This is a genomic window from Nocardioides sp. Soil796 (assembly GCF_001429525.1).
Lineage (GTDB): Bacteria > Actinomycetota > Actinomycetes > Propionibacteriales > Nocardioidaceae > Nocardioides.
In genome coordinates this window covers 711,711-734,974 of record NZ_LMSQ01000019.1, presented here as the reverse complement: position 1 = coordinate 734,974, position 23,264 = coordinate 711,711, and the positions used below count along the sequence as shown (strand labels likewise).

The 23,264-nt window shown below is 69.9% G+C and carries 24 protein-coding genes; 13 read left to right on the top strand and 11 right to left on the bottom strand.

Going from position 1 to position 23,264, the window contains the following annotated elements:
- Positions 1-3: 3 nt before the first annotated feature.
- On the bottom strand, positions 4-2,184 hold the full coding sequence (locus ASH02_RS20680) for an RNA degradosome polyphosphate kinase (RefSeq protein ID WP_082599602.1): 2,181 nt from the start codon (positions 2,182-2,184) through the stop codon (positions 4-6).
- A 231-nt stretch (positions 2,185-2,415) separates the two neighbouring features.
- On the opposite strand from ASH02_RS20680, the gene ASH02_RS20675 reads away from it, so the two are divergent.
- Entirely contained in the window at positions 2,416-3,474 is a 1,059-nt protein-coding gene (locus ASH02_RS20675) for a hypothetical protein (RefSeq protein WP_156393655.1), read from the top strand.
- 175 nt (positions 3,475-3,649) lie between these two features.
- A complete protein-coding gene (locus tag ASH02_RS20670) occupies positions 3,650-4,681 on the top strand; it encodes an alpha/beta hydrolase (RefSeq protein ID WP_056682756.1) in 1,032 nt (343 codons plus the stop codon).
- On the opposite strand, the gene mshD is transcribed toward ASH02_RS20670, so the two are convergent.
- On the bottom strand, positions 4,678-5,535 hold the full coding sequence (gene mshD / locus ASH02_RS20665) for a mycothiol synthase (protein ID WP_056682753.1): 858 nt from the start codon (positions 5,533-5,535) through the stop codon (positions 4,678-4,680). The genes ASH02_RS20670 and mshD overlap by 4 nt on opposite strands.
- Positions 5,536-5,558: 23 nt before the next feature.
- A complete protein-coding gene (locus ASH02_RS20660) occupies positions 5,559-6,287 on the bottom strand; it encodes a response regulator transcription factor (RefSeq protein WP_056682750.1) in 729 nt (242 codons plus the stop codon).
- A gap of 54 nt (positions 6,288-6,341) precedes the next feature.
- Between ASH02_RS20660 and ASH02_RS20655 the strand changes: the two genes are divergently transcribed.
- Positions 6,342-6,644: a MoaD/ThiS family protein gene (locus ASH02_RS20655; RefSeq protein WP_056682747.1), complete on the top strand. Its 303-nt coding sequence runs from the start codon at positions 6,342-6,344 to the stop codon at positions 6,642-6,644.
- 39 nt (positions 6,645-6,683) lie between these two features.
- Positions 6,684-7,127: a TlpA family protein disulfide reductase gene (locus ASH02_RS20650; RefSeq protein WP_056682745.1), complete on the top strand. Its 444-nt coding sequence runs from the start codon at positions 6,684-6,686 to the stop codon at positions 7,125-7,127.
- Between the two features lie 19 nt (positions 7,128-7,146).
- Here ASH02_RS20650 and ASH02_RS20645 read toward each other — a convergent pair whose 3' ends face one another.
- Both ASH02_RS20645 and ASH02_RS20640 read right to left on the bottom strand, forming a co-directional pair.
- Complete coding sequence (locus ASH02_RS20645) at positions 7,147-7,947, bottom strand: class I SAM-dependent methyltransferase (protein ID WP_162262609.1); 801 nt, start codon at positions 7,945-7,947, stop codon at positions 7,147-7,149.
- A gap of 11 nt (positions 7,948-7,958) precedes the next feature.
- A complete protein-coding gene (locus tag ASH02_RS20640; protein ID WP_056682742.1) occupies positions 7,959-8,840 on the bottom strand; it encodes a sulfotransferase domain-containing protein in 882 nt (293 codons plus the stop codon).
- A gap of 160 nt (positions 8,841-9,000) precedes the next feature.
- Here ASH02_RS20640 and ASH02_RS20635 point away from each other — a divergent pair, with 160 nt between their 5' ends.
- Together ASH02_RS20635 and ASH02_RS20630 are read left to right on the top strand one after the other, a co-directional pair.
- Complete coding sequence (locus ASH02_RS20635; protein WP_162250973.1) at positions 9,001-10,302, top strand: oligosaccharide flippase family protein; 1,302 nt, start codon at positions 9,001-9,003, stop codon at positions 10,300-10,302.
- 13 nt (positions 10,303-10,315) lie between these two features.
- Positions 10,316-10,960 (top strand): CatB-related O-acetyltransferase, encoded by a 645-nt coding sequence (locus ASH02_RS20630; RefSeq protein WP_056682734.1) that lies wholly within the window; start codon positions 10,316-10,318, stop codon positions 10,958-10,960.
- Positions 10,961-10,966: 6 nt separating this feature from the next.
- Here the strand turns inward: ASH02_RS20630 and ASH02_RS20625 are convergent, their stop codons facing one another.
- Positions 10,967-11,854: a TylF/MycF/NovP-related O-methyltransferase gene (locus ASH02_RS20625; protein WP_200950123.1), complete on the bottom strand. Its 888-nt coding sequence runs from the start codon at positions 11,852-11,854 to the stop codon at positions 10,967-10,969.
- A gap of 124 nt (positions 11,855-11,978) precedes the next feature.
- On the opposite strand from ASH02_RS20625, the gene ASH02_RS20620 reads away from it, so the two are divergent.
- From ASH02_RS20620 to yidC, 3 genes are read left to right on the top strand one after another with little or no spacing between them, the layout of a single operon-like run.
- Positions 11,979-13,187, top strand: a complete 1,209-nt coding sequence (locus tag ASH02_RS20620; RefSeq protein ID WP_056682731.1) for a hypothetical protein — start codon at positions 11,979-11,981, stop codon at positions 13,185-13,187.
- 26 nt (positions 13,188-13,213) lie between these two features.
- On the top strand, positions 13,214-13,534 hold the full coding sequence (locus tag ASH02_RS20615) for a hypothetical protein (RefSeq protein ID WP_056682728.1): 321 nt from the start codon (positions 13,214-13,216) through the stop codon (positions 13,532-13,534).
- A gap of 56 nt (positions 13,535-13,590) precedes the next feature.
- On the top strand, positions 13,591-14,379 hold the full coding sequence (gene yidC, locus ASH02_RS20610) for a membrane protein insertase YidC (protein WP_056682724.1): 789 nt from the start codon (positions 13,591-13,593) through the stop codon (positions 14,377-14,379).
- Here the strand turns inward: yidC and ASH02_RS20605 are convergent.
- On the bottom strand, positions 14,359-15,432 hold the full coding sequence (locus ASH02_RS20605) for a glycosyltransferase (protein ID WP_056682721.1): 1,074 nt from the start codon (positions 15,430-15,432) through the stop codon (positions 14,359-14,361). The two genes, yidC and ASH02_RS20605, sit on opposite strands and share 21 nt — an antisense overlap.
- 93 nt (positions 15,433-15,525) lie before the next feature.
- On the opposite strand from ASH02_RS20605, the gene ASH02_RS20600 reads away from it, so the two are divergent.
- Entirely contained in the window at positions 15,526-16,332 is an 807-nt protein-coding gene (locus ASH02_RS20600) for a class I SAM-dependent methyltransferase (protein WP_200951155.1), read from the top strand.
- A gap of 37 nt (positions 16,333-16,369) precedes the next feature.
- Here the strand turns inward: ASH02_RS20600 and ASH02_RS20595 are convergent, their stop codons facing one another.
- From ASH02_RS20595 to ASH02_RS20585, 3 genes are read right to left on the bottom strand one after another with little or no spacing between them, the layout of a single operon-like run.
- Entirely contained in the window at positions 16,370-17,422 is a 1,053-nt protein-coding gene (locus ASH02_RS20595) for a GDP-mannose 4,6-dehydratase (RefSeq protein WP_056682718.1), read from the bottom strand.
- Positions 17,419-18,393, bottom strand: a complete 975-nt coding sequence (gene gmd / locus ASH02_RS20590; protein ID WP_056682715.1) for a GDP-mannose 4,6-dehydratase — start codon at positions 18,391-18,393, stop codon at positions 17,419-17,421. The genes ASH02_RS20595 and gmd overlap by 4 nt, the downstream gene beginning before the upstream one ends.
- Positions 18,390-19,319 carry a class I SAM-dependent methyltransferase gene (locus tag ASH02_RS20585; RefSeq protein WP_056682710.1) on the bottom strand — a complete coding sequence of 310 codons (930 nt, stop codon included), beginning with the start codon at positions 19,317-19,319 and terminating at the stop codon, positions 18,390-18,392. Before ASH02_RS20585 ends, gmd begins: the two co-directional genes overlap by 4 nt.
- Positions 19,320-19,444: 125 nt before the next feature.
- On the opposite strand from ASH02_RS20585, the gene ASH02_RS20580 reads away from it, so the two are divergent.
- Together ASH02_RS20580 and ASH02_RS20575 are read left to right on the top strand one after the other, a co-directional pair.
- Positions 19,445-20,425 carry an NAD-dependent epimerase/dehydratase family protein gene (locus tag ASH02_RS20580; RefSeq protein ID WP_056682707.1) on the top strand — a complete coding sequence of 327 codons (981 nt, stop codon included), beginning with the start codon at positions 19,445-19,447 and terminating at the stop codon, positions 20,423-20,425.
- 2 nt (positions 20,426-20,427) lie between these two features.
- Positions 20,428-21,618 (top strand): glycosyltransferase family 4 protein, encoded by a 1,191-nt coding sequence (locus tag ASH02_RS20575; RefSeq protein WP_056682706.1) that lies wholly within the window; start codon positions 20,428-20,430, stop codon positions 21,616-21,618.
- A gap of 1 nt (position 21,619) precedes the next feature.
- Here the strand turns inward: ASH02_RS20575 and ASH02_RS20570 are convergent, their stop codons facing one another.
- A complete protein-coding gene (locus ASH02_RS20570) occupies positions 21,620-22,327 on the bottom strand; it encodes a hypothetical protein (protein ID WP_056682705.1) in 708 nt (235 codons plus the stop codon).
- Positions 22,328-22,425: 98 nt separating this feature from the next.
- Here ASH02_RS20570 and ASH02_RS20565 point away from each other — a divergent pair, with 98 nt between their 5' ends.
- Positions 22,426-23,250 carry an SAM-dependent methyltransferase gene (locus tag ASH02_RS20565; RefSeq protein ID WP_056682703.1) on the top strand — a complete coding sequence of 275 codons (825 nt, stop codon included), beginning with the start codon at positions 22,426-22,428 and terminating at the stop codon, positions 23,248-23,250.
- Positions 23,251-23,264: the final 14 nt, after the last annotated feature.

Genomic DNA, 23,264 nt, shown 5'->3' with positions numbered 1-23,264 from the left:
CGCTCAGCGCTTGTTGCGGCGCTGGCGGGCGATCAGCATCTGGTGCAGCGACTGGGTGCCCTCGGTGCGGGTCCAGTCGGCGTCGGAGCCGAGCGTCCAGGCGGCCGTGTCGGCGTCGAACGCCAGGTCGAGCACGTTGGCGACGCGGGTGACCAGGTCTTCGGTGGGCAGCTTGACCAGCACCTCGACCCGTCGGTCGAGGTTGCGGTGCATGAGGTCGGCGGAGCCGATCCAGGCGACCGGCGTACCGCCGCCGGCGAACTCGAAGACCCGGCTGTGCTCGAGGAACCGGCCGAGGATCGAACGGACCTCCATCGTCTCCGACAGGCCGGGTACGCCGGGGCGCGCGGCGCAGATGCCGCGCACGAGGAGATGCACGGGTACGCCGGCCTGCGAGGCCAGGTAGAGCGCGTCGATGGTGGCCTCGTCGACGATCGAGTTCGCCTTGAGCCGGATCCGCGCGGGGCGCCCGGCCAGGTGGTGCTCGATCTCGGCGTGGATCTGCTCGATCAGGCCCTCGCGGACGCTGTCGGGCGCGACCAGCAGCTGGTCGTAGGACGCGTTGCGCGAGAAGCCGCTCAGGTTGTTGAACAGGTGCGCGACGTCCTCGCCGATCGCCTGGTCAGCGGTGATCAGGCCGAAGTCCTCGTAGAGGCGGGCGGTCTTCGGGTTGTAGTTGCCGGTGCCGATGTGGGTGTAGCGGCGGATGCCCTCGGGTTCGTCGCGCACCACCATCGACAGCTTGCAGTGGGTCTTGAGGCCGACCAGTCCGTAGACCACGTGGCAGCCGGCGTGCTCGAGCTTGCGGGCCCAGCGGATGTTGTTGGACTCGTCGAAGCGGGCCTTGATCTCCACGATCACCAGCACCTGCTTGCCGGACTCGGCCGCGTCGACGAGGGCGTCGATGATCGGCGAGTCACCTGAGGTGCGGTAGAGCGTCTGCTTGATCGCCAGCACGTGCGGGTCGGCGGCAGCCTGCTCGATGAACCTCTGGACCGACGTCGAGAACGAGTCGTAGGGATGGTGGAGGAGCACGTCGTGTCGGCGCGCGGCCTTGAACACGTCGACCGGGCTCGCGGACTCGACCTCGGCCAGCAGCTCGTGGGTGCTCGGCACGAACGCGGCGTACTTGAGCTCCTCGCGGGGGAGGTCGGCGATGTCGTGGAGTCCGCGCAGGTCGAGCGGGCCGGGCAGCTGCACGACCTCCTCGGGGGTGACGCCGAGCTCGGAGATCAGCAGGTCGAGGATTCGCGGGTTGATCGATTCCTCGACCTCGAGGCGCACCGACGGGCCGAACTTGCGACGCAGCAGCTCCTTCTCGAGGGCGGCGAGCAGGTTCTCGGCGTCGTCCTCCTCGACCTCGAGGTCCTCGTTGCGGGTGACCCGGAAGGTGTGCGCCTCGAGCACCTCCATGCCGGGGAAGAGGCGCTTGAGGTGCTCGCCGATGACGTCCTCGAGCGGCACGAACCGCTGGTTGCCGACGGGCACGAACCGGCTGAAGATCGGCGGCACCTTGACCCGGGCGAAGTGCTCCTTCTTGGTCTTCGGGTTGCGCACCAGCACGGCGATGTTGAGGGAGAGCCCCGAGATGTAGGGGAACGGGTGGGCCGGGTCGACGGCCAGCGGCGTCAGGACCGGGAAGACCCGCTCCTTGAACAGCCGCTTGCACTGCTTCTGCTCGTCCTTGTCGAGGTCGTCCCAGCGGACCAGCTCGATGCCCTCGTTCTTGAGCGCCGGCACGATCTGGTCGCCGAAGACGGCCGCGTGGCGTGCCATCAGCTCCTTGGTCCCGACCCAGATGGTGTCGAGGACCTCGCGCGGCAGGTGTCCGCTGGCCGCGCGTACGGCGACTCCAGCGGCGATCCGGCGCTTGAGGCCGGCCACCCGCACCATGAAGAACTCGTCGAGGTTGCTGGCGAAGATGGCCAGGAACCGGGCCCGCTCGAGGAGCGGCTGCTCCTCGTCCTCGGCGAGCTCCAGCACCCGCTGGTTGAAGTGCAGCCAGCTGAGCTCGCGGTCGAGGAACCGGTCGGGGAAGTCCTCGAGGGGCAGCTCACCCTTGCCGGGGACGTACGGCGGCTCGACGTCAAAGGTCTCACTGCCTCCCACCACGCGGAGCCCGGCGTCGACAGGCCCCTCGTCGAGTGATCCGGCCGTGTGCGAGGGGAGGCTGTCGTGCGTCATGCCACCGAGTGTGGCACCGCATGGTGAACGGCAGGTGACGAAGGATTCCCGCGCACTCGGGCAGTCGGCGAGCGCCCGGTCGGGCGATCGCGGGCTTCGTTGGTGGTTGGTGGCTCTTCATGGCGCCGCGAACAGCCACCAGCCACCAACGAAGGGGTGGATCTGTCGGTGGAGCAGTCTCAGCCCACCGTGGCCTGTGGAGGACGGGCCCGCGACCCCGTGACTTCGGAGATGCTCGTCGTCATGGCTTTGCCGAAGGATCCCCTCGAAGGCGCATGGATGCTCGATCCACCGCCCCGGATCGCGCGCCCGCAATTCGTCGTACCCGTGGCCGTGGACCCGTCGGGGCAGCGGGGCCCGACATACGGCCAGTCGCGTGGCCCGCACTGGCGGCGTACGTCGCCGAACCGGTTCGTCCCCTCGGACGCGATCTACGACGAGACGACCCAACGCATCGTCGAGGTTGCGGCGGCGCTGCCCCCGGACGCCGCGATCACCGGATGGGCCAGCCTGCGCCTGGCCGGTGCTCCGTACTTCGACGGCCGTGACCACCGCATGCGGGAACTCCCTGTACCGGTGGTAGCTGCCCGCGGGCGCCATCGCCGTGAGCTGGAAGGAGCGCGCGTACATCGCGAGGGATTCAGGCCAGATGAGATCGTCCACCGGCTGGGCGCCCGCTGCACCAGCGTTGACCGAGCGATCCAGGACGAGATGCGGCACAGCGACGACGTACGCCTGGCGGTCGAGGTGATCGACATGGCGTGCCACGCGCAGTTCACCTCGCTCGCCCGCTTCGGCGTCTATGTCGATGCCGCGCCCCGACGAGTGGGGATGCCGACTCTCCGCGCCGCGCTGGAGCTGGCATCAGAGGGTGCCCAATCGCGCCAAGAGGTGCAGATGCGTCTCATCTGGGAGGTGGACGCGGGGTTGCCGCGGCCGCTGTGCAACCCGACCCTCTACAGCTCGAGCGGCAGATTCCTGGCCCGCCCCGACCTGCTCGACCGCGTGGCCGGAGTGGTCGGGGAGTACGACGGGATCCATCACGACGCGGATCCTCAGCGAGGAAGGGACAACACGCGAGAGCAGCGACTGCGCAACCATGGACTCGAGTACTTCGCCGCGGTGCGGGGCGAACTGGCGGCCAAGATCATGGTGCCGCGCATGCATGCCGCCCGTGCGCGGGCAGCAACGTCGCGTATGCCGCGCGCCTGGACCCTCGTTCGTCCGCTTCATCTCACGCCCGAACTGACTCTTGATGAGATTCTGGACCGGCGACCTCCGCCGATCTGATGGACAGGGCCGAACGGAGGAAGGGCCAGCGGGGGTGGGCTTGGTTGGTGGCTGGTGGCTGTTCGCAGCGCGATGAAGAGCCACCAGCCACCCACGAGCGACTGGAATGGCTGGGGACGTCCCGCGTGGTGTGCGTCACGCACGGATCCGGCGTACCGCGGGTAGGTTTCTCGACATGTCTCTGGAAGATCGCCTCAAGAAGCTGACCGTGGCCGGTGCGCTGAGCCTCCCCGCAGGGGTCAAGCGCCGGCTCGCCGGCAAGCCGGTCGTGCTCGACGGAGCGACCCTCGACGTCGACACGCAGCTGCTGCTGCGGCTGCAGAAGGTGGCTCGTGAGACGGCCGCCGAGACCCTGCCGATCCCCGACGGCCGCGAGCGGCTGGCCGCGCAGAGCGTCCTGGTCGGCGGCAACCAGCCGATCGGGTCGACCGCGCACATCTCTCTCGCCGGGATCCCCGCGCGGGTCTACGTCCCGACGACGCTGCTGGGCTCCGAGCAGCGACCGACGCTGGTCTTCCTCCACGGCGGAGGCTTCATCTACGGCGGCGGGCACAGCACGCACGAGCAGGCCTGCCGCTTCCTGGCCGAGCGGTCCGGCGTACAGCTCATCTCCGTCGACTACCGGCTGGCGCCCGAGGCGCCGTTCCCCGCGGCGTACGACGACGCGGTGGCCGCGTTCCGCACCGTGGTCTCGCGGGCGTCCTCGCTCAAGGTCGACCTCGACCGGATCGCGGTCGGCGGTGACTCGGCCGGCGGCAACCTGGCCGCGACGGTGGCACTGGCCACGGTCGACGACGACGTTCCGCCCGTGTGGCAGCTGCTGGTCTATCCGATGACCGACTGTGTCGGCACCACGGAGAGCCGGCGGATGTTCGGCCAGGGGTTCTTCCTCACCGACGAGTTCATCGAGCTCGCGCTCGAGAGCTACGTGCCTGACCACGAGGACCGCAAGGACCCGCGGGTCTCGCCGCTGCTCGGCACGATCCCGGCCGGGGTGGCCCCGGCCCACGTGGTGACCGCCGGCTTCGACCCGCTGCGCGACGAGGGTGAGGCGTACGCCGAGCACCTGCGCTCAGCAGGAGTGGCGGTCACGCACCGACGCGAACCGGGCCTGATGCACGGGTTCTTCAACACCGTCGGGGTCGGTACGTCGGGTCCGGCCGCGGTCGCCGACATCGCCTCGCGCCTGGCGATCGCCCTCCGTTAGTGCGGGTGGCGGTACTGCACGTGCGTGTCGCTCGGCGCGTGGGTGAAGCCCAGCCCCTCGTAGACCGCCCGCGCAGGCAGGTTGTCGGACTCGACGTAGAGGATGACCTCTCCGTCGGACGTGAGCCGGTCGGCCAGGTGCTCCAGGCCGGCCAGGGTCAGCGCCTTCCCGAGGCCGCGCCCCTGCGCCTCCGGGGCGATGCCGACGACGTACACCTCGCCGGTGGAGGCGGAGTGCCGCTTGGTCCAGTGGAACCCCAGCATGTGGTCGCCGTCGAAGCTGACGAGCAGGCCGGCCGGGTCGAACCACGGCTCGGCCATCCGCTCCGCGAGGTTCTCGGCGTCCATCGAACCCTGCTCGGGGTGGTGCGCGAAGGCCGCCGCATTGACCCGCAGGAGCTCGGCCTCGTCGCCCGGCTGGAACCCGCGGATCTCAACCGTGCTTGAGGATGCGGGCAGCTCGCTGGAGACGGGACGACGCATCACCCACAGCTCGCGGGCGCGGTCGAAGCCGTGACGCTTCGCGAGCACGGCGGCCGCCGGGTGGTCGCCGTGGGACCACGCCGAATGTGTCAGGGGTGCGGCCTCGGCCGCGAGCGTCGTACCGAAGCCGGCACCGCGTGCGGAGGGCGCCACCGCGAGGTCGACGCCCTCGTCGTGCAGCAGGGCGAAGCCGGAGTCGCCGATCAGCCACAGGCGCGAGCCCTCGAGTCCGCGGTTCTTGAGGCGCAGGGTGGCCGACTCGTCGAGCGGGTCCTGCCGGTCGCCGGTCGCGCACGCCGCGCGGATCCGTTGCAGGGCGGTCAGGACCTCGTCGTCGAGCGCGGTGATCTCGGTCAGCAGTGCGGAGGTCATGGGGCGACCCTAGCCACCCCGGGTCAGGAGTCGGCGGACTCCTGGGCCGATTGTGCGGCGTCTTCCTTCTCCTTGGTCGGCACCATGAAGCGGTAGCCGACGTTGCGGACGGTGCCGATCAGCGTCTCGTGCTCCGGTCCGAGCTTGGCGCGGAGGCGGCGTACGTGCACGTCGACGGTGCGGGTACCGCCGAAGTAGTCGTAGCCCCAGACCTCCTGGAGCAGCTGCTGGCGCGAGAAGACCCGACCCGGGTGCTGGGCCAGGAACTTCAGCAGCTCGAACTCCTTGAACGTCAGGTCGAGCGTGCGGCCGCCGAGCTTGGCGGTGTACGTCGCGTCGTCGACGACCACCTCGCCGCTGCGGATCACGTGGGCGTCGGGATCGTCGGCCTCGCGCTGCTGGGCCAGCCTGCCGATGGCGAGCTTGATCCGGGCCTCGAGCTCGGCCGGTCCGCAGGTGTGCAGCACGACGTCGTCCATGCCCCAGTCGGCTGCGACCACCGCGAGGCCACCCTCGGTGGTGATCAGCAGGACAGGGGCGTCGGAGCCGGTCGTGCGGATCAGGCGACAGAGGTCACGCGCGTGGGCCAGCTCCTGGCGCCCGTCGACCAGGAGCAGGTCGGCGTCGGGCGCCTCGAGCAGGGCGCTGCCCTCGGAGGGGAGGATGCGGACCTGGTGGTTGAGCAGGGCCAACCCCGGAAGCACGTCGGCTGACGGTTGGAGGGCGCTGGTCAGTAGGAGAAGTGTGCTCACGGGCGCTCCTTCCACGTGGTGATCCGCAGACGCAGATAAGGAAGGATATCGGTCATGACCCCTGATTCCGCTGCGTCGCCGCAGAGAGAGACGCAGATCATCGTGCGCTACTGGGCCTCCGCGCGGGCTGCGTCGGGCGTGAACGAGGACGTGCTCGCGGTCGAAGGGCCGCTCACGCTGACCGAGGTCCGGGCCCGCGCGCTGGCCCTGCACCCCGATTCCGACACCCTCGAGCGGGTCATCGGGGTGTGCTCGGTGCTGGTCGACGACGAGCCCGCGGGGAGGCAGGATCCGGACACCGTGCGGGTGCGACCCGGCCAGTCGGTGGAGTTCCTACCGCCGTTCGCCGGTGGCTGAGCCGGGAACACCCGGCGGCGCACGTCGGTTGAGGCTCACGTGACCACCGGCCAGATCGTCCTGCTCGTCGTCGTACCCCTCGCCCTGGCGTTCGGGGTGTGGCGGGCGTACGCCGACGGCCGGTTCCGCGGCACGCACAAGGTGCACGGCGCGCCCGAGGTCGAGGAGGAGCGGGTCGAGAGCATCCTCGACGCCACCGACATCGAGCACACGCTGGGGGAGAAGGCCACGCTCCTGCAGTTCTCCAGCGCGTTCTGCGCCCCGTGCCGCGCCACCCGGCGGGTGCTGTCCGACATCGCCGGTATCGTCCCCGGGGTGGAGCACATCGAGGTCGACGCCGAGCACCACCTCGAGCTGGTCCGCCGCGTGGGCATCCTGCGTACGCCGACCACGCTGGTCCTCGACCCGCACGGCCGGGAGGTCACCCGGGCGACCGGGGCGCCGCGCAAGGAACAGGTGCTGGCGGCGCTGGCCCGGCTCTAGGAGCACGCTCCTGTCGGCGTCAGGCCTTCTGGACGAACACCATCAGGGTGGAGGCCAGACGGGGCGGGGTGAGCCGGTCGAGGAACTGCGCGGCCCGCCAGGCCGGCACGGAGTTGCCCATGTAGGTCGGCTCGGAGCTGTGGCCGTAGACGACCAGCCGGTTCGGCTCGGGGAAGAGCCGTGCGAGGTGTCGTCGGGTGTTCATGTGGTACTCCACCGGGAACACGTCCTCCGCCTTGCGGCCGGGCTGGAGCCTGGAGAGCACCCGGGTGTGCAGGTGGTTCGGCACGGACCGGGCGCCGAGTCCGATCAGTCCCCACTTGTTCGGCGTACGCGCGGCGAACCAGCCGCCGGGCCTCAGCACGCGCAGCACCTCGGCGGCGACACCGGGTGCGTCGGCCTCGGTGACGTGCTCGAGCACGTAGTCGGCCAGCACCAGGTCGAAGCTCTGGTCGGGGTACGGAATCGGTGAGCCCGGGGGCACGACCAGGGCGTCCTCGAGCGTGGGGTTGGAGATGACGGCGGTGTCGACGTCGATGCCGACCACTCGGCGCACCCGCTCGTGGAAGGACCGCAGCGCCAGATGGGTGGCCGGCATCGGGTCGTGGGCCCACTGGCCACGGCCGGCGCCGAAGTCGAGCACCTCCGACTCGGGCGTCAGCAGGGCGTTGACCCGCGTGTAGAAGTCGACGAAGCCGTCGTGCCGGGTGAAGCCGCCGACCGCAGCCTCGGGATAGAGGCGGGCCAGCGTCTCACCGGGCTGCAAGTGGTCGTCACCGGTCGCGGCCGTGGGCGGCGCCGCGGGCTCGGACGTCGTCATGCCGGGGCCGTTCATGCGGGATACCCCAGTCGCTCGGCGAGGCCCGGCGAGAGGGCCTCGACGGCCGCGTAGTGCTCCTCGTTGAACAGGTCGCGGAAGGTCTTGCGGTCGAGGCGGTAGTGCGACTCGGACCCGGCGTCGCGCTGGGCCAGGTCCTTGACCTGCAACGCCTCGCGGGAGACGTCGGACAGCACGGTCTCGAACTCGTCGGGCGTGAGGTCGATCTCGCAGTGCTTGAAGATCGCGGACAGGTTGGTGCGGGCATCGGCCGAGACCTCCTCGAGCTTGAACGTCGCGACATTCGGGTCGTCGACATCGAGCCAGGTGGCCATCTCGAGCAGTCGCGAGCCGCCGAGGCGGATCACCTCGAGCAGCCCCTCCTCGATCGGCTTCGACCGCAGGTCCTCACGGAAGTCCTCGTAGCCGGCGACCGGCCGATGCGTGCCGATCGCGGAGAAGTAGCCGGAGACGAAGAGGTCGCGCGGGTCGCGGAACATGTAGATCAGGCGGTAGGGGTGGCGGTGCGTCATCGCGAGGTACTCGTCGTGGCTGAAGTAGAGGCCCGGGACGAACGTCCCCGCCGGGAACGGCTTGGAGGGCTTCAGCTGGTAGTCGAGCTGGGGCAACGTGAACAGCCCCGTGTGGCGGCGTACGACGGGGTGGTCGAGGAGCGCCTTCATCCACTGGCTGCCGGCCTTGGGCGACCCGGCGGCGTAGAGGTTCGCGATCGCCGGCACCCGGCCGGAGCGCTCCAGACGTACGCCGCGCGCCCGGGCGGCAAGGTGCACGCCGCGCTTGATGGTGTTGCGGGCGGGATCCCACTGGACGGCCCGGGTGGCCCACTCGCGGACTGCGCCGTCGTGGGCACGCGCCTCGGGTGTTGACGGCGACAAGCGAAACCTCCGGGTGGCAGTGCTCGATGGTGAAGGGCGTAGCCGCGCCGCATCAGGCGCGTTGTAAGGGAAACGTCCGGGAGACGTGTTCGGTTACGCTACCCGCGGCCGTCCGTTGCCGGAGGATCGCAGCCAGGGGCCGAGGACAACGAGGGATGGCTTGAGTCAGAGCAAGCAGTCGGTGGGGTCGGCGGGCCGTCGACTGAGCGTGATCACGATCGACCAGGTCGTCTCGGGCGCCTCGAACCTGCTGATCGCCGTGCTGGCTGCACGCTTCCTCGGCGTCGCGTCCTTCGGGCTCTTCGGCATCATCTTCATGGTCTACGTGACCGCCCAGGGGCTGGCCCGGGCGATGGTCTGCGAGCCCGTCCTGGTGCACCCCGAGGAGGCCGTGGAGCGTCCGGGAGCGGTGATCGGGTCGGCCAGCGTGGTCGGATCTTTGATCGCGCTGGTGGTGCTGGCCAGCGGCCTCGTGGCGCACTTCTTCGACGCCGACCTGCGCAACGGCCTGCTGGTCCTGGCGGTGAGCCTGCCGTTCCTCGTGCTGCACGACCTCGGCCGCTATCTCGGCTTCGCGACCCACCGACCGACCCGCTCGCTGGCCCTCGACCTGGTCTGGCTGGTCCTGCTCGTCGCCGCGATCGTGGCCCTCTTCGCGCTCGACCGGCAGACGCTCACCTGGTTCATGGTGGCGTGGGCCGGCACCGGAGCCGTCGCGGCGCTCCTGGTCCTCTGGCAGTACCGCCACCACCGGATCACCCCGAACCTGTCGTGGCTCCGGTCGAAGTGGAGCTTCTCCTGGCGCTACATGCTCTCGTTCGTCGCGACGTACGGCGCCTCGCTGGCCACGACCGTCGCGATCGCCGCCGTCGCCGGAGCGCGTGCCTTGGGTGGCGTGCGAGGCGCGTTGCTGCTGGTGCGGCCGTTCATGACCTTCCAGACCGCGTCGGTGGCCGCCGGCATCGCCGAGATCGCGCACCTCGACGCCGGTCGGGCCGTGCTGCGTCGCCATGCCCGTCGTACGACGGTGCTCACCGTGCTGGTGGCGGTGCTGAACCTGCTCGTGCTGCTGTTCCTGCCGACCTGGCTGGGTCGTGCGGTGCTCGGCGAGACCTGGGAGGTGACCGAGCCGTTGATGCTGCCGGCCGGTCTGCAGATCGTGTTCCTGGCGCTGGTCACCGGTCCGCGCTCCGGGTTGCTCGGCGTACGCGCGATCCAGAAGACCGTGGTGATCGACGTGGCCAGCACAGTGATCCTGCTGGTGCTGACGGTGGCCGGCGCCGCGGTCGACGGGGCAGTCGGTGCGTTCTGGGGCTGCGCGATCGGTCAGGGCGTGATCGCCGCAATCTGGTGGTCCGTCTTCTGGGGCCACACGGGTCGTGCCCGGGGCGGGCGGCACGCCCGACGCACGCGTGACCTCACCCCGGCCGCCTTCGTTGGCCAGACAGACACCGACCTGTGAAGGGGCCCCACCTGTGCTGAACTTCCTCCGCTTCGTGAAATACGCCCTGCTGCGTGGCCGCGACGCCGTGATCGGCAAGAACATCGCCAACCTGAACCGCCTGGTCAAGGCCGGCCGGGTGACCGTCGGGGAGCACACGTACGGCGGCCCGCCGATGATCAAGGTCTTCGACCACGACAACACGAAGCTGACGATCGGGAAGTACTGCTCGATCTCCGGTGACGCGCTGATCCTGCTCGGTGGACGGCACGCCACGGACGCGTTGACGACCTACCCGCACCGCATCCTCTGGAAGATGGAGGGGGCCGGCAAGGACGGTTTCCCGATGCCTTCGGAGGACTCGTCGATCGGCTCGGACGTGTGGCTGTGCGACAACGCCATCGTGCTCACCGGCATCCGCATCGGCCACGGCGCGATCATCGGCGCGGGCGCCGTAGTGACCAAGGACGTGCCCGACTACGCGATCGTCGGGGGCAACCCGGCGAAGGTGATCTCCTACCGGTTCCCCGAGGAGCAGCGCAAGGCGCTCCTCGACATCGCCTGGTGGGACTGGCCCGACGAGGACGTCCGCGAGGCCGTCCCGCTGATCGCCGGCAAGGACGTCGACGCGTTCATCGCCCACGCCGCAGAGCGCGACCGGCGGCTCGGTCGCGGCTGACCGGAGTCAGCTCTTGCGCCAGTAGGCCCCGAAGTCGTCGATCTGGATGATCTCGTCGGTGATGCCGTGCTGGGCGCGGTAGTCGAGCACCGCCTGGCCGGCCTGGGAGGCGTGGCTGCCGAAGTCGTCGATGATGCAGAAGCCGCCGGGGGCGAGCTTGGGGTAGAGCGGCTCGAGTGCCTGGATCGTCGACTCGTACATGTCGCCGTCGAGGCGCATGAGCGAGAGCTGGTCGATCGGGGCGGTCGGCAGGGTGTCCTTGAACCAGCCGACGAGGAACTCGACCTGGTCGTCGAGCAGGTCGTACCTGCGGAAGTTGTGCTCGACGATCTTGGTGCCGACCGCGAGACCACTCCACTTGTAGTGGGTGTCGCCCGCGTCCGCGGCATACCGGTCGGCATCCGGCTCGGGCAGTCCCTGGAACGAGTCGGCCACCCACACCTTGCGCGCGGTGTCGCCCCACGCCTTGAGGTTGGCGCGCATGAAGATCGTCGCGCCGCCCCGCCACACGCCGGTCTCGATCAGGTCGCCGGGGACACCCTCGGCCTCGATCGTGGCGATCGCCTCCTGGATGTTGTCCATCCGCTTCAGGCCGATCATCGACTCCGAGCGCGAGGGCCAGTCCTGCCCCACCTCGCGCAGCTCGGGGGAGTACGGGCGCTTGTAGGCGATTTCCAGGTTGAACCTGTTCGCGAGCCTTCCGGCCGCGTGCGCGCCACGCTTGAGCACCTGCGTGGCGGTTGCCCGGTTGAGGCCCGGCTCACCGAGAGTGCCGGTGCCGACGCTGCGTGCGCCACCGAGAATCGTGTCGTTGTCCTCGGCCAGGGCGCCGGTCAGGCTGCGCTTGACGAGGTCGAGGTAGAGATCGCGGAGGACTGCATCAGATGTGGACACGCGCAGGAACATAACACCCATACGTGGCCCGGATCACCGTGTTGAACGCCGCACGAAATGCCCGTATCCCGGCCTCGACTCAGTCGTTGAACCTGCCGACCGCCACTCTTCTGCGAAGGCCACGATGTCGGACCTGACCTACTGCACGATCCTCGCCACCAACTACCTTCCGAAGGCGTTGTCGCTGGCCGAGAGCCTTGCCGAGCATCACCCGGACGCCGAGCTCGTCGTGCTGCTGATCGACTGCGCGAACGACTCCGAGCTCCCCGACATCAGTCACGCCGACCTGCCCGGCGTACGCCTCGTCTCCACGGCGTTCCTGGGCCTTCCCCAGGCGCAGGTCGACCACCTGGCGATGATCTACGACCTCGTCGAGTTCGCCACCGCGATCAAGCCGCTGGCCTTCAAGCGGGTGCTCGAGACGGCCGAGCAGGTCGCCTACCTCGATCCCGACACCTACGTCACCGCGCCGATGGAGGAGCTCTCGAAGGAGCTCGACGCCAGCGACGGCGGTATCCTGCTCACCCCGCACTTCCTCGAGCCGCTGCCCGAGGGGGGACCGGTCGCACAGGGCCACCTGCTCACCGTCGGCGTCTACAACCTCGGCTTCGGCGCATGGGACCGGCGGGCCCTGGAGTTCCTCGACTGGTGGTGGGCTCGCCTCAAGGAGGAGTGCCTCTTCGACTACCTCTCGGGACTGTTCGTCGACCAGAAGTGGATGGACATCGGCAGCGTGCTCTACCAGGCCCGCAGCCTGCGCCACTACGGCTACAACGTGTCGGTGGTGAACCTCCACGAGCGTCCGATCGGCGCCGACTCGTCCGGCCTCGTCATGCTGACCACGGGCGAGCCGCTGCGGCTCTTCCACTTCCACGCGTTCGACCCTGACAACCCGACCGAGCTGTCGACCCGCCAGACCGGGTCGACCTCGGAGCTGCGCAGCTCGAGCGAGGCCGTCGACGCACTGTGCCGTGAGTACGCCGACCGGGTGCTGCGGCACCGTTCGGCGCTCGGCGGTGCGCCGGCGTACCCCTACTGGACCGACTCGTCGGGCAGGCGCATCTCTCGCCAGCTGCGTCGGGCCTACCGGCTCTCGAGTGCGGGCCTCGAGGATTCGGCGCTGCCGTCGGCCTTCGCCGCGTCGGACGCGGAGGCCTTTGCGGCCTGGCGACGGAGGTCGTGGAAGAAGAAGAGCCGCGAGCTCCTGGGCGATGCGGCAAAGAGTGCCCGGCTGGCCCTGCCGGAGGAGTACGGCCGGCTGCGCAGCCGCTTCCCGAAGCTGGCCAGCTCGATGAAGGGCAAGCTGGTCGGCAAGTCGGGCATCTGGGGCTGATTGCGCCCCGGCGTACGCTCGACGGCATGAACCACCGGGAGGACGACGCCAGGGCGCGTGCCTCCGTGCTGATCGGGTCGCTGGTCGCCACCGCCCTGGCCCTGCTGGCGCCTGTCGTGCTCGCCCCGACGCCGGAGTCGAACGGTGGCCTGGCGGCGGTCGCGCTCGCCATCATCGCCCTCGCAGTCGGGGCGCTCGCGCACGTCGGCAGCTCGATGGCCGGGCACACCGCCCGGGCGCTGGCCGCCTCGCCGTCGCGCGGTCGTGACGCCGCGCCCGTGCCGTTGGGCCGGGTCACCGACCCCGTCCACCACCCGATCCGTCCACGTGCTCCCGGACTCGCCTGACCCTCGCCACTCGCGCGAGCCGTCAGGTCCGTCCATCCCAACTCCTGGAGCACTCCATGTCTCTTCTCGACCCGTTGACCCATGCCCTCGCAGCGGTGGTTGCCGCTGCCCACACCACACTCACCCACCTCGGCGCAGCACCCACGTCCAGCCTCACCTGGCTGGTCTGCCTGGCCGCCGTCGTGGTCGTCGTACGCCTTGCCCTGCTGCCGCTGGTGGTGCACGGCGTGCGCACGGCCCACGCCGGTGCGCGGGCCCGGCCTCAGCTGCAGGAGCTCGCCAAGCAGCATCGCGACCACCTCAAGGACCCTGAACGAATGCGGGCCTACCTGGACGAGCGGCGCCGGATCTCGGCCGAGCACGGCGTCTCACGTCTCGGCTGCCTGCCGTTGCTGGTGCAGCTGCCGATCTGGTTCGCGCTCTACCGGGTCGTCTCGGACGTCGCGGCCGGTGTGCCGGTCGGTGCGATGAGCTCCGGTCTGGTCGCCTCGCTGGGCGCGGCCACGCTGGTCGGCGTGCCGCTGGCCGACCGGGGCTACCTCGGTGGCGGGCCGACGCACCTGCTGGTCGTGGCTGGCCTCGCGGCCACCGCGGCGGCCCTGTCGTTCGTGACCCAGAAGTTCCTCGTCGCGCCCAACACGGTGCTGACCGATGCGCCCGAGGCGATGCTCAAGGCGCAGCAGTGGATGCCGCTGTTGTCCGCGGTCGGCATGGTCGTCGCGGGCGGGGTCGTGCCGGTGGCGCTGCTCGTCTACTGGGTGGTCAACGCGATGTGGACCTGCGGCCAGTCGGCCGTGGTGTGGCGCTGGTTCCCGACGCCCGGGTCACCTGCCGCCGCACGCTAGGAGGGCGGCGCGGGTCTGCTGGACGGTGCGGCGCCAGGTGAACTCCGCGGCGTGGGCGCGGGCCGCCTCGAGGCGGTCGGCGTCGAAGCCCGCGGCGCGTACGACGGCATTGGCCAGTGCAGGTGCGGAGAACGACGTCATCACCGAGGCGTGACCGCCGGCGACCTCGAGGCTGGCCGGCTCGGGTCCGATCACGACCGGGATGCCGAGCAGCATGCCCTCGACGACCGGTAGTCCGAAGCCCTCGAAGTCGGAGGGGAAGACGATCATCGACGCGCCGGCCATGGTGGCGCGGAACTCGGGCTCGGGCAGGTACGGCGCGAGGGTGACCAGGTCGGTCAGGCGCAGCTCGGCGACCCGGGCGGCCAGGGCGGTGCGCTGGCCGCCGGTGCCGAGCACGGTCAGCGGCGGCATCGCCATCCCTCGACGTCGCCCGTCGGCCCAGGCGTCGAGGACCAGGCCGGGGTTCTTGTTGGAGTGGTGCGCGAACGTGACTGCGGGGCCCGTCTGCTCGGGCCTGGGCCACGCCAGCACGTGGTCGGCTCCGTGGTGCACGACGGCCGCGGTCGTCGTACGCAGGTCGGGGTGCAGACGGAACAGGTCGTCGAGGCTCCGCTGCGACACCGAGACGATCACGTCGGCCAGGTCGTAGGCCCGGTCGTACGCGACCCGGCGCAACAGCCGGCGCGGGCGGGAGAACTGCTCGGGGCGCAGCTCGTGGCGGAGGTCGTGGACGACCACGCCGAGGGGCACGCCGACGCGCACGAGGCTGGTGGACGGCATCGTCGCCAGGACGGCGTCCGCGCCGAAGTCGGTGACCAGTCTCCTGGTGACCACGGACTGCTTGAACGGGCGGCCCACCGGACCGGGCCGCGGGATCCTCACCTCGTGACGACTGTGCCGACCGGTGTCGAGGTCGGAGCCTTCCCGGACCATCACCAGCAGGTGGTCGCCCAAGTCATCGGCCTGTTCGTCCCAGCTGGCCAGCAGGTTCTCGACGTAGGTCCGGATGCCACCGAAGTCGGCGGCCAGCGCGTCGACCAGGACCCTCATGCGGTGCGCTCCTTCATGGCGGAAGACTACTCACGGGTATGAGTTTCCAGGTTCCCGCGTACCCGGCGGTTGGCATGTGCAATTGTTGACGGCGTGAACAACGGGGACAGTGTCGTTCGTGCGCAGGATTCGGGGCACGCGGCAGGGCATGACTACGTCAAGGGATCGCCGCACCTGCGGCACCGTCGGCTGCGCGAGGACATCGAAGGACGGCTGACCGGCCTGGTCCACGACGCCATCTCGCGCACGGGTGCCTGCCGGGTGCTCGAGATCGGTGCCGGGCACGGCACGTTCACCGACGTGCTCGTGGCGGCCGGTGCCACGGTGACCGTCACCGAGGCCAGCGAGGCGAGCGCCGACCACCTGCGCAGGTCGTACGCCGGCGATGACCGGGTGTCGGTGTTCCACGACGAGACCGGCGAGTTCGTGCTCGACCAGGACGAGACCTGGGACCTCGCGGTGATGATCAGCGTCGTGCACCACATCCCCGAGTACCTCAAGTTCTTCCACCGTCTCCAGGACCTCATCGCTCCAGACGGGGCGATCTTCTCCGTCCAGGACCCGCTGTTCTACCCGCGCCGCTCGCGCGCCTCCCACCTGGCCAGCCGCGGCACCTACTTCGCCTGGCGGCTCGGGCAGGGCAACTACGCGCGTGGCCTCGCCACCCGGATCCGCCGGCTCCGTGGGGTGTACGACGAGACTGTCGAGTCCGACCTGGTCGAGTACCACGTCGTGCGACAGGGCGTTGACGAGGAAGCCATCCGGGACCTGCTGTCCGAGCGTTTCCACGTCGAGGTGTTCACCTACTGGTCGACACAGGGGCCCGTGTGGCAGCGCCTCCTCGAGAGGAGCGCCCTGCGCTCGGACTTCGGGATCCAGGCCACCAACCACCGCCCCTGACCCAGCCACCGGCCGTCCTCGTTGCATGGCTCGGCGGTCAGACCGGATCGAGGTAGGTCACCGCGTCGGCCACTCCGGTGCGGAGTCTGGCCAGCTCGGCGCGCACCATCTGCTCGATCGTCTCGCGCAGGGTGATCGTCGGCCACCAGCCCAGGTTGGTCGCGGCGCGCGTCGAGTCGCCGTACGCGCCGCCGAAGTCGTTTCGTCGCGCCTGTTCACCCGACGCCCGGACGACCCGTCGTGAGTTCTGATCGACCCGTCGTGAGTTTTGCGGGTCGTCCGGAACTGGCGACGGGTCGTCCGGAACTGGCGACGGGTCGGCGCGGGCTGCCTCGAGGGCCCACGCCGCGACGTCGGCGAGGCGGTGCGTCCGACCAGTCGCGATCACGTACTCGCCGTACGGCGCACCCACCGCCAGCGCGAACGCCCGGACGTGGTCGGCGGCGGCACCCCAGTCGCGGGTCACCGACGGGTCGCGCAGGGCGATCCCGTCGGCCCGGCCCAGAGCGACCTCGGCGGCCTGGCGGGCGATGGTGGGCAGCACGAAACCCGCGTCGTGCAGGGGACTGGTGTGCCCGAAGAGCACCAGGTTGCTGGCCCGGGCGCCGGCGGTGCGCGCCTCGGCCACGGCCACGTGGGCGTGTGTCTTCGCCTCGCCGTACGGGCTGACCGGGTTGAGCGGAGTGTCCTCGGTGACGGCTCCGGCCTCGACCGGGCCGAAGATCTCGGACGACGAGGCCTGGATGAAGTCCATGCCGGACGAGCTGATCACCGACAGCATCCCGAGCACCGCCCGGTGGTTGACCGCATCGGTCAGCTCGGGGGAGTCCCAGGACGCGCCGACCGACGACAGTGCGGCCAGGTTGTGGACGGCGTCGGGGCGGTGCTGGCGGACCAGCGACTCGAAGGACGCGGTCGATCGCACGTCGAGCTCCTCGAGGGTGACGCCGGGCAGGTAGACCGCCAGCCGAGGGTCGTCGTGGGTCGTGACCGTGCCGATCACCCGGTCGCCCGCGGCAAGGAGGTGCCGGGCCAGCAGGATGCCGTCCTGCCCGCCGACCCCGGTGACCAGGTGCGTGCGGCCGGTCATCGCTCGATCAGCCGCGCCATCTTCTCCAGGTCGGCGTCAACCATGATGCGCGCCAGCTCGTCGGGCAGGGTCGCGGCCTTCCAGCCCAACAGCGACTGGGCCTTCGACGCGTCGCCGATGAGCGCGTCGACCTCGGTCGGGCGCTCGTAGCGGGAGTCGTGGGTGACGTGCTCCTCCCAGTCGAGCCCGACGTGGGCGAAGGCGGCGGCGCAGAATTCGCGCACCGAGGTGCCGACGCCCGTGGCCAGGACGTAGTCGTCGGGCACGTCGCGCTGGAGCATCCGCCACATGCCCTCGACGTACTCCGGCGCGTAGCCCCAGTCGCGCACCGCGTCGAGGTTGCCGAGGTCGAGCCGGTCCTTGACGCCGAGCTTGATGGCGGCCGCGCCGAGCGTGATCTTGCGGGTCACGAAGGACTCACCGCGCCGCGGGGACTCGTGGTTGAAGAGGATTCCCGAGACCGCGAACAGGTCGTAGGCCTCGCGGTAGTTCACCGTCACCCAGTGCGAGTAGAGCTTCGCCGCGCCGTACGGCGACCGCGGGTAGAACGCCGACGACTCCCTCTGCGGAGGCGGCGTCGCGCCGAACATCTCTGAGGTGGAGGCCTGGTAGAAGCGACAGTCGATGCCGGCGGCGCGGATCGCCTCGAGCAACCGGAGGGTGCCGACGGCGTCGGTCGAGGCGGTGTACTCGGGCATCTCGAAGGACACCTTCACGTGGCTCTGCGCGCCCAGGTTGTAGACCTCGTGCGGCTCGATCTTGTGGATCAGGTTGACCAGGCTGACCCCGTCGGTCAGGTCGCCGTAGTGCAGCGTCAGGTGCGGGTTGTCGTGCAGGTGGTCGATGCGGCTGCGGTTCAGCGTCGAGGCGCGCCGCACCAGCCCGTGGACGTCGTACCCCTTCTCGAGGAGCAGCTCGGCGAGGTAGGAGCCGTCCTGGCCGGTGATCCCGGTGATGAAGGCCCGCTTCATGCGGTCAGCGCCTGGCCGGGAGTGGCCGCGAGCGGGCGTCGGGCATAGACGTCGAGCACGATGCGTGGCGCCAATCCCTTGTCCAGCAGGCGATCCACGCCCTTGGAGACGACTTCGCCGCCGCGTCCCTTGAGGCCGAGCGAGGCGAGGTAGGGCGCGGCCTGCAGCGAGTAGCGCGCCTGCGGCGTGACCTGTACGTCGACGAAGCCCGCGCGTTCCAACGCGACGGTCATGCTGCGGCGGGTGTGCAGGAGCCAGTGGTGCTGCGCGATGCGGCGGTCGACCCAGCGGCTGACCCGTCCGCGCGAGGCCCGGAGCGCGCCGAGTGCCATCGCGTCGATCGTGCAGCGGTACGGCGTCTGCAGGAAGAGCACGCCGCCGGGCTTCAGCAGCGAGAAGCACTCGTCGAGGAGCTCGTCGGGGGAGGGCACGTGGGCCAGCACGCACCACAGGGTCACGGCGTCGTTCGCTGCAGGCAGGTCGAGGGCCGAGAGGTCGCCGAGGTCGAGGTCGATGTCGAACTTCGAACGCGCGATCTCGATGGCCGCCTCGAGCAGCTCGTTGCCCCCGACGTCGTACCCGCGTGACCTGGCGAAGTCGAGGAACGCTCCGTCGCCGGCGCCGATGTCGTAGATCTTCGGCTGGCCGGCGCCTGTCTCGAGACCAAGGCGGGATGACAGCTCGTCGAGGGTCTCGGCCCATGCGGCGGCGGTGACGCCGTCGCGCTTGAGCTGGAACCACGCCTCGCGTTGCTCGACCGAGATCGTGTCGAGCCCGACGGTCTCGACCGGCGCCAGCTCGTCGCGCTGCCCCCAGCCGACCAGGCCGCAGGAGGTGCAGCGGAAGTTGCGTCGCCCGGTGCGCCGGGACACCGGATAGGGGTGCAGTCCGCGCGAGTGGCAGGCGGGGCAGGTCTGGACAGCCATCAGGGAACGGAGCCTTCCGGTTCGTGAACCCGAGAAGCATAACCATCCGGTAACCGGGTCGTTGAAGTCTTCCGTGAGGGCCGGGGGCCTCTCCATACCGTTGTCCAGTCGCTTGGAGGGCTGTCGTGTCGAAACCCGTGGATGTCCTGGTCGCCGGTGGCGGCGGGTTCATCGGAGGCCACCTCGTGGCCGACCTGTTGCGACAGGGAAAGACCGTTCGCTCGGTCGACGTGAAGCCGCAGTCCGAGTGGTACCAGGTGCACCCCGACGCCGAGAACGTCGTCGGCGACCTCTCCCTGCTCGACACCGCGATGACGCAGACTGCGGGCGCCGAGGAGGTCTACATGCTGGCCGCCGACATGGGTGGCATGGGCTTCATCGAGAACAACAAGGCCCTCTGCATGCTGACGGTGCTGACCAGCACGCACATGCTGCAGGCCGCCCGCGAGCACGACGTGCAACGCTACTTCTACTCGTCGTCCGCCTGCGTGTACGCCGCGGACAAGCAGACCGACACCGACATCACCGCCCTCAAGGAGGCCGACGCCTACCCGGCCATGCCGGAGGACGGCTACGGCTGGGAGAAGCTCTTCACCGAGCGGATGTGCCGCCACTTCGAAGAGGACTTCGGGCTCACCACCCGGATCGCGCGCTACCACAACGTCTACGGCCCCGAGGGCACGTGGGAGGGCGGTCGCGAGAAGGCTCCGGCCGCCGTGTGCCGCAAGATCGCCACCGCCGCGATCACCGGCGAGCACCAGATCGAGATCTGGGGCGACGGCGAGCAGACCCGCTCGTTCATGTACATCGACGACTGTCTCAAGGGCTCGCAGATGATCCTGGCCGGCGACTCGAACGCCCCGGTCAACCTCGGCTCCGACGAGCTCGTCTCGATCAACCAGCTGGTCGACATCGTCGAGGGCATCGCCGGCATCCGGTGCGAGCGCAACCACAAGCTCGACGCACCGCAGGGTGTGCGTGGCCGCAACAGTGACAACACCCAGATCCAGGAGACCTACGGCTGGGCGCCGTCGATCTCGCTGGCCGACGGCCTCGCCTCGACGTACGCCTGGGTCTTCGACCAGGTGAAGCGTTCGATCGGCTGATCATGCGCGTCCTCGTCCACGACTACGCCGGACACCCCTTCCAGGTCGAGCTCAGCCGCGAGCTGGCCGGGCGCGGCCACGACGTGACCCACTCGTGGTGCGACGCCTACAGCTCGGGCAAGGGCCACCTGGCCGCGGAGGCGGGGGAGACGCTCCGGTTCCGGCCGATCGGCCAGGGCGAGAAGATCGAGAAGCTCGCCTTCGCCCGCCGCCTCGTCCAGGAGCTGCGGTTCGGCCTCGAGCTGGCCCGGCTGGCCCGCGCCGAACGTCCCGACACGGTGATGGTGGCCAACGCCCCCATCCCGACCCTGGTGGTCTTCGCGGCGTTCCTCCTCGTACGCCGCACGCCGTGGGTGCTGTGGCACCAGGACGTGCAGGCGGTGGCCATCAAGTCGTTCGCCGGCAAGCAGCTCTCGCGTGGGTTTGCCCTTGTGGGCAAGGCGATTGAGGCCGGGGAGAAGTGGTGCTCCCGGCGCGCGGCAGCCGTGGTCGTGATCGCCGAGTCGTTCCTCGACGTGCACCGCCAGTGGGGCACCTCCGACAAGACGACGGTGATCCCCAACTGGGCGCCGCTCGACGAGATCTACCCGGTCGACCGCAAGAACGACTGGGCCGTCGACCACGAGCTCGACGACGTGAAGACGCTGCTCTACTCCGGCACGCTCGGCCTCAAGCACAACCCGGCGTTGCTGGTCGGCCTGGCCCGTGAGGTCATCGACGGCGGCCAGCCGGTGCGCCTCGTGGTGGTCAACGAGGGCCCCGCGGTCGACGTGCTCCGTGACGCCGCGGCGCGCCTCGACGTCCCCCTGACCCTGCTGCCGTTCCAGCCCTACGACCGGCTGCCGGAGGTGCTCGGCTCGGGCGACCTTCTGGTGGTGCTGCTCGAGCAGGACGCCGGCGCGTTCTCGGTACCCTCCAAGACGCTGTCCTACCTGTGTGCGGGACGCCCGGTGCTCGGCCTGATGCCCTCGGAGAACCTGGCCGCCGGCATGATCGCGTCGGTCGACGGCTGCGTCCTGCCGCCCGATGCCGAGTCGCTGCCGGCCGCTGCGGAGTGGGTGCGCGAGGTCATCGCCGATCGGGAGCTGCGCGACGAGCTCGGGGAGAAGTCGCGCTTCCTGGCCGAGCAGGAGTTCGCGCTCGACGGCTGCGCCGACAAGTTCGAGGAGATCCTGCAGCTTGCTGTCCGCTGACTCACACCTCTCCCTGCAGCGTCTCCTTCTTCAGCGCCGCGACCTCGTCGGCGATCTGCGCCTGCAGGCCCACGCGGTGGAAGAACTTCAGGCTCTCCGGCAGCGAACGGACTGCCTCGGCCGGGTTGCCGCGGTAGAGCGTCAGGTTCGTGGTCAACGGAGTCGTGACGACCGAGCCGGCCGAGATGATCGAGCGGTCCGGCACGCTGCTGCTGAGCAGGGTGCAGTTCGACATCACCACGCTGCGCGCGCCGAGCACCACCGGCTTGCTCTCGAAGCGGTCCTTCACGAGGTTCAGGTTGTGGGTCAGGATCGAACAGCGGAAGCCCGCCACCACGGCGTACTCCTTGAGCTCGATGAGGTCGGAGCAGTCGAGCTCGTGGGCCACCGTGATCATCGCGTAGTCGCCGAGGACCAGGCTCGGGTTGCGGTTCGGCTTCTTGAACACCGTGGAGGCCAGCGGGATCCCGGCGATCCGGTTGCGGGTCGCGATGCTCGCGCCCTCCCCGAGCCGCAGCTCCTCGAGGTCGCGGATGATGTTCATCGGGCCGATGCTGGAGCCCGGCCCGAGGGTGACCTTGCGGACCATGACCAGGCTGCGCCCGATGTACGCCGTGGGGTCGACGTCCCACTTCAGCACATGACGGGCCAGCAGGTGCTTGAGGCGCTGGGGCAGCACGATCATCAGGACGGCAAGGGCGAGGCGCACCGCGACACCATATCCACAAACCCCCGCTGGTTGAGGGGGTCGTTCTGCGACCATCTCGAAACCAGAGTCCGCCTCACGACCAGCCAAGGAGCACCCGCATGAGCACCCAGCCCGCCGCGCACTATGACCGCGTGCACGAGGCGTGGACGCTGATCATGGGCGAGGAGTTCCACTACGGGCACTTCGCGACGCCGACCACCGCGCTCGACGTGGCGACCGGTGCGCTGACCTCCGAGATGCTCGAGCTGGCCGGAATCGGCGAGGGCGACCGCGTGCTCGACATCGGGTGCGGCACCGGCCGCCAGTCGTGCGACCTGGCGGAGCAGCTCGGGGCGAAGGTCCTCGGCATCACGACGTCGGCCAGCGGAGTCGCAGCGGCCACCGCGCTGGCCCGCTCCCGCGGTGTCGACGCCCGCTTCGAGCAGCGTGACGGGACGTCGAACGGGCTGCCCGACTCGTCGTACGACGTGGTGTGGGCGCTGGAGTCCTCGCACCTGATGCGTGACCGGGCCGGCCTGCTGTCGGAGTCGGTGCGCGTGCTGGCCCCTGAGGGTCGGCTGGTGCTGTGCGACATCATCCGCAAGCGCGAGATCCCGTTCCTCGAGGTGCGCGACCGGCGCCACGACTTCGCGACCCTGCGTGCCGCGTTCGGCGACGCGCACATGGAGCCACTCGAGGACTACGCCTCGCGTCTCGAGGCGCTCGGCATGACCGTGCTGGAGGCGACCGACGTCTCCGCCGAGACCCTGCCCACCTTCGCCGCGTGGCGTGCCAATGTCGACGCTCACACCGACACCCTCACCGGCCTCCTCGGCGAACAGGGCGTCACCGACTTCGTGCAGGCCACGCACGTGCTCGAGGCGTTCTGGAACGACGGCACCCTCGGCTACGGAATACTCGCCGCGACAAAGGCGTCGCAGTGACCCACACACTTGAC

Bases quoted from the DNA above. Each gene is read 5' to 3' on its own strand.
- ASH02_RS20680 (WP_082599602.1), bottom strand. From the start codon at position 2,184: ATGACGCACGACAGCCTCCCCTCGCACACGGCCGGATCACTCGACGAG.
- ASH02_RS20675 (WP_156393655.1), top strand. From the start codon at position 2,416: ATGCTCGTCGTCATGGCTTTGCCGAAGGATCCCCTCGAAGGCGCATGG.
- ASH02_RS20670 (WP_056682756.1), top strand. From the start codon at position 3,650: ATGTCTCTGGAAGATCGCCTCAAGAAGCTGACCGTGGCCGGTGCGCTG.
- mshD (WP_056682753.1), bottom strand. From the start codon at position 5,535: ATGACCTCCGCACTGCTGACCGAGATCACCGCGCTCGACGACGAGGTC.
- ASH02_RS20655 (WP_056682747.1), top strand. From the start codon at position 6,342: ATGACCCCTGATTCCGCTGCGTCGCCGCAGAGAGAGACGCAGATCATC.
- ASH02_RS20645 (WP_162262609.1), bottom strand. From the start codon at position 7,947: ATGACGACGTCCGAGCCCGCGGCGCCGCCCACGGCCGCGACCGGTGAC.
- ASH02_RS20620 (WP_056682731.1), top strand. From the start codon at position 11,979: ATGTCGGACCTGACCTACTGCACGATCCTCGCCACCAACTACCTTCCG.
- ASH02_RS20615 (WP_056682728.1), top strand. From the start codon at position 13,214: ATGAACCACCGGGAGGACGACGCCAGGGCGCGTGCCTCCGTGCTGATC.
- yidC (WP_056682724.1), top strand. From the start codon at position 13,591: ATGTCTCTTCTCGACCCGTTGACCCATGCCCTCGCAGCGGTGGTTGCC.
- ASH02_RS20605 (WP_056682721.1), bottom strand. From the start codon at position 15,432: ATGAGGGTCCTGGTCGACGCGCTGGCCGCCGACTTCGGTGGCATCCGG.
- ASH02_RS20595 (WP_056682718.1), bottom strand. From the start codon at position 17,422: ATGACCGGCCGCACGCACCTGGTCACCGGGGTCGGCGGGCAGGACGGC.
- gmd (WP_056682715.1), bottom strand. From the start codon at position 18,393: ATGAAGCGGGCCTTCATCACCGGGATCACCGGCCAGGACGGCTCCTAC.
- ASH02_RS20585 (WP_056682710.1), bottom strand. From the start codon at position 19,319: ATGGCTGTCCAGACCTGCCCCGCCTGCCACTCGCGCGGACTGCACCCC.
- ASH02_RS20575 (WP_056682706.1), top strand. From the start codon at position 20,428: ATGCGCGTCCTCGTCCACGACTACGCCGGACACCCCTTCCAGGTCGAG.
- ASH02_RS20565 (WP_056682703.1), top strand. From the start codon at position 22,426: ATGAGCACCCAGCCCGCCGCGCACTATGACCGCGTGCACGAGGCGTGG.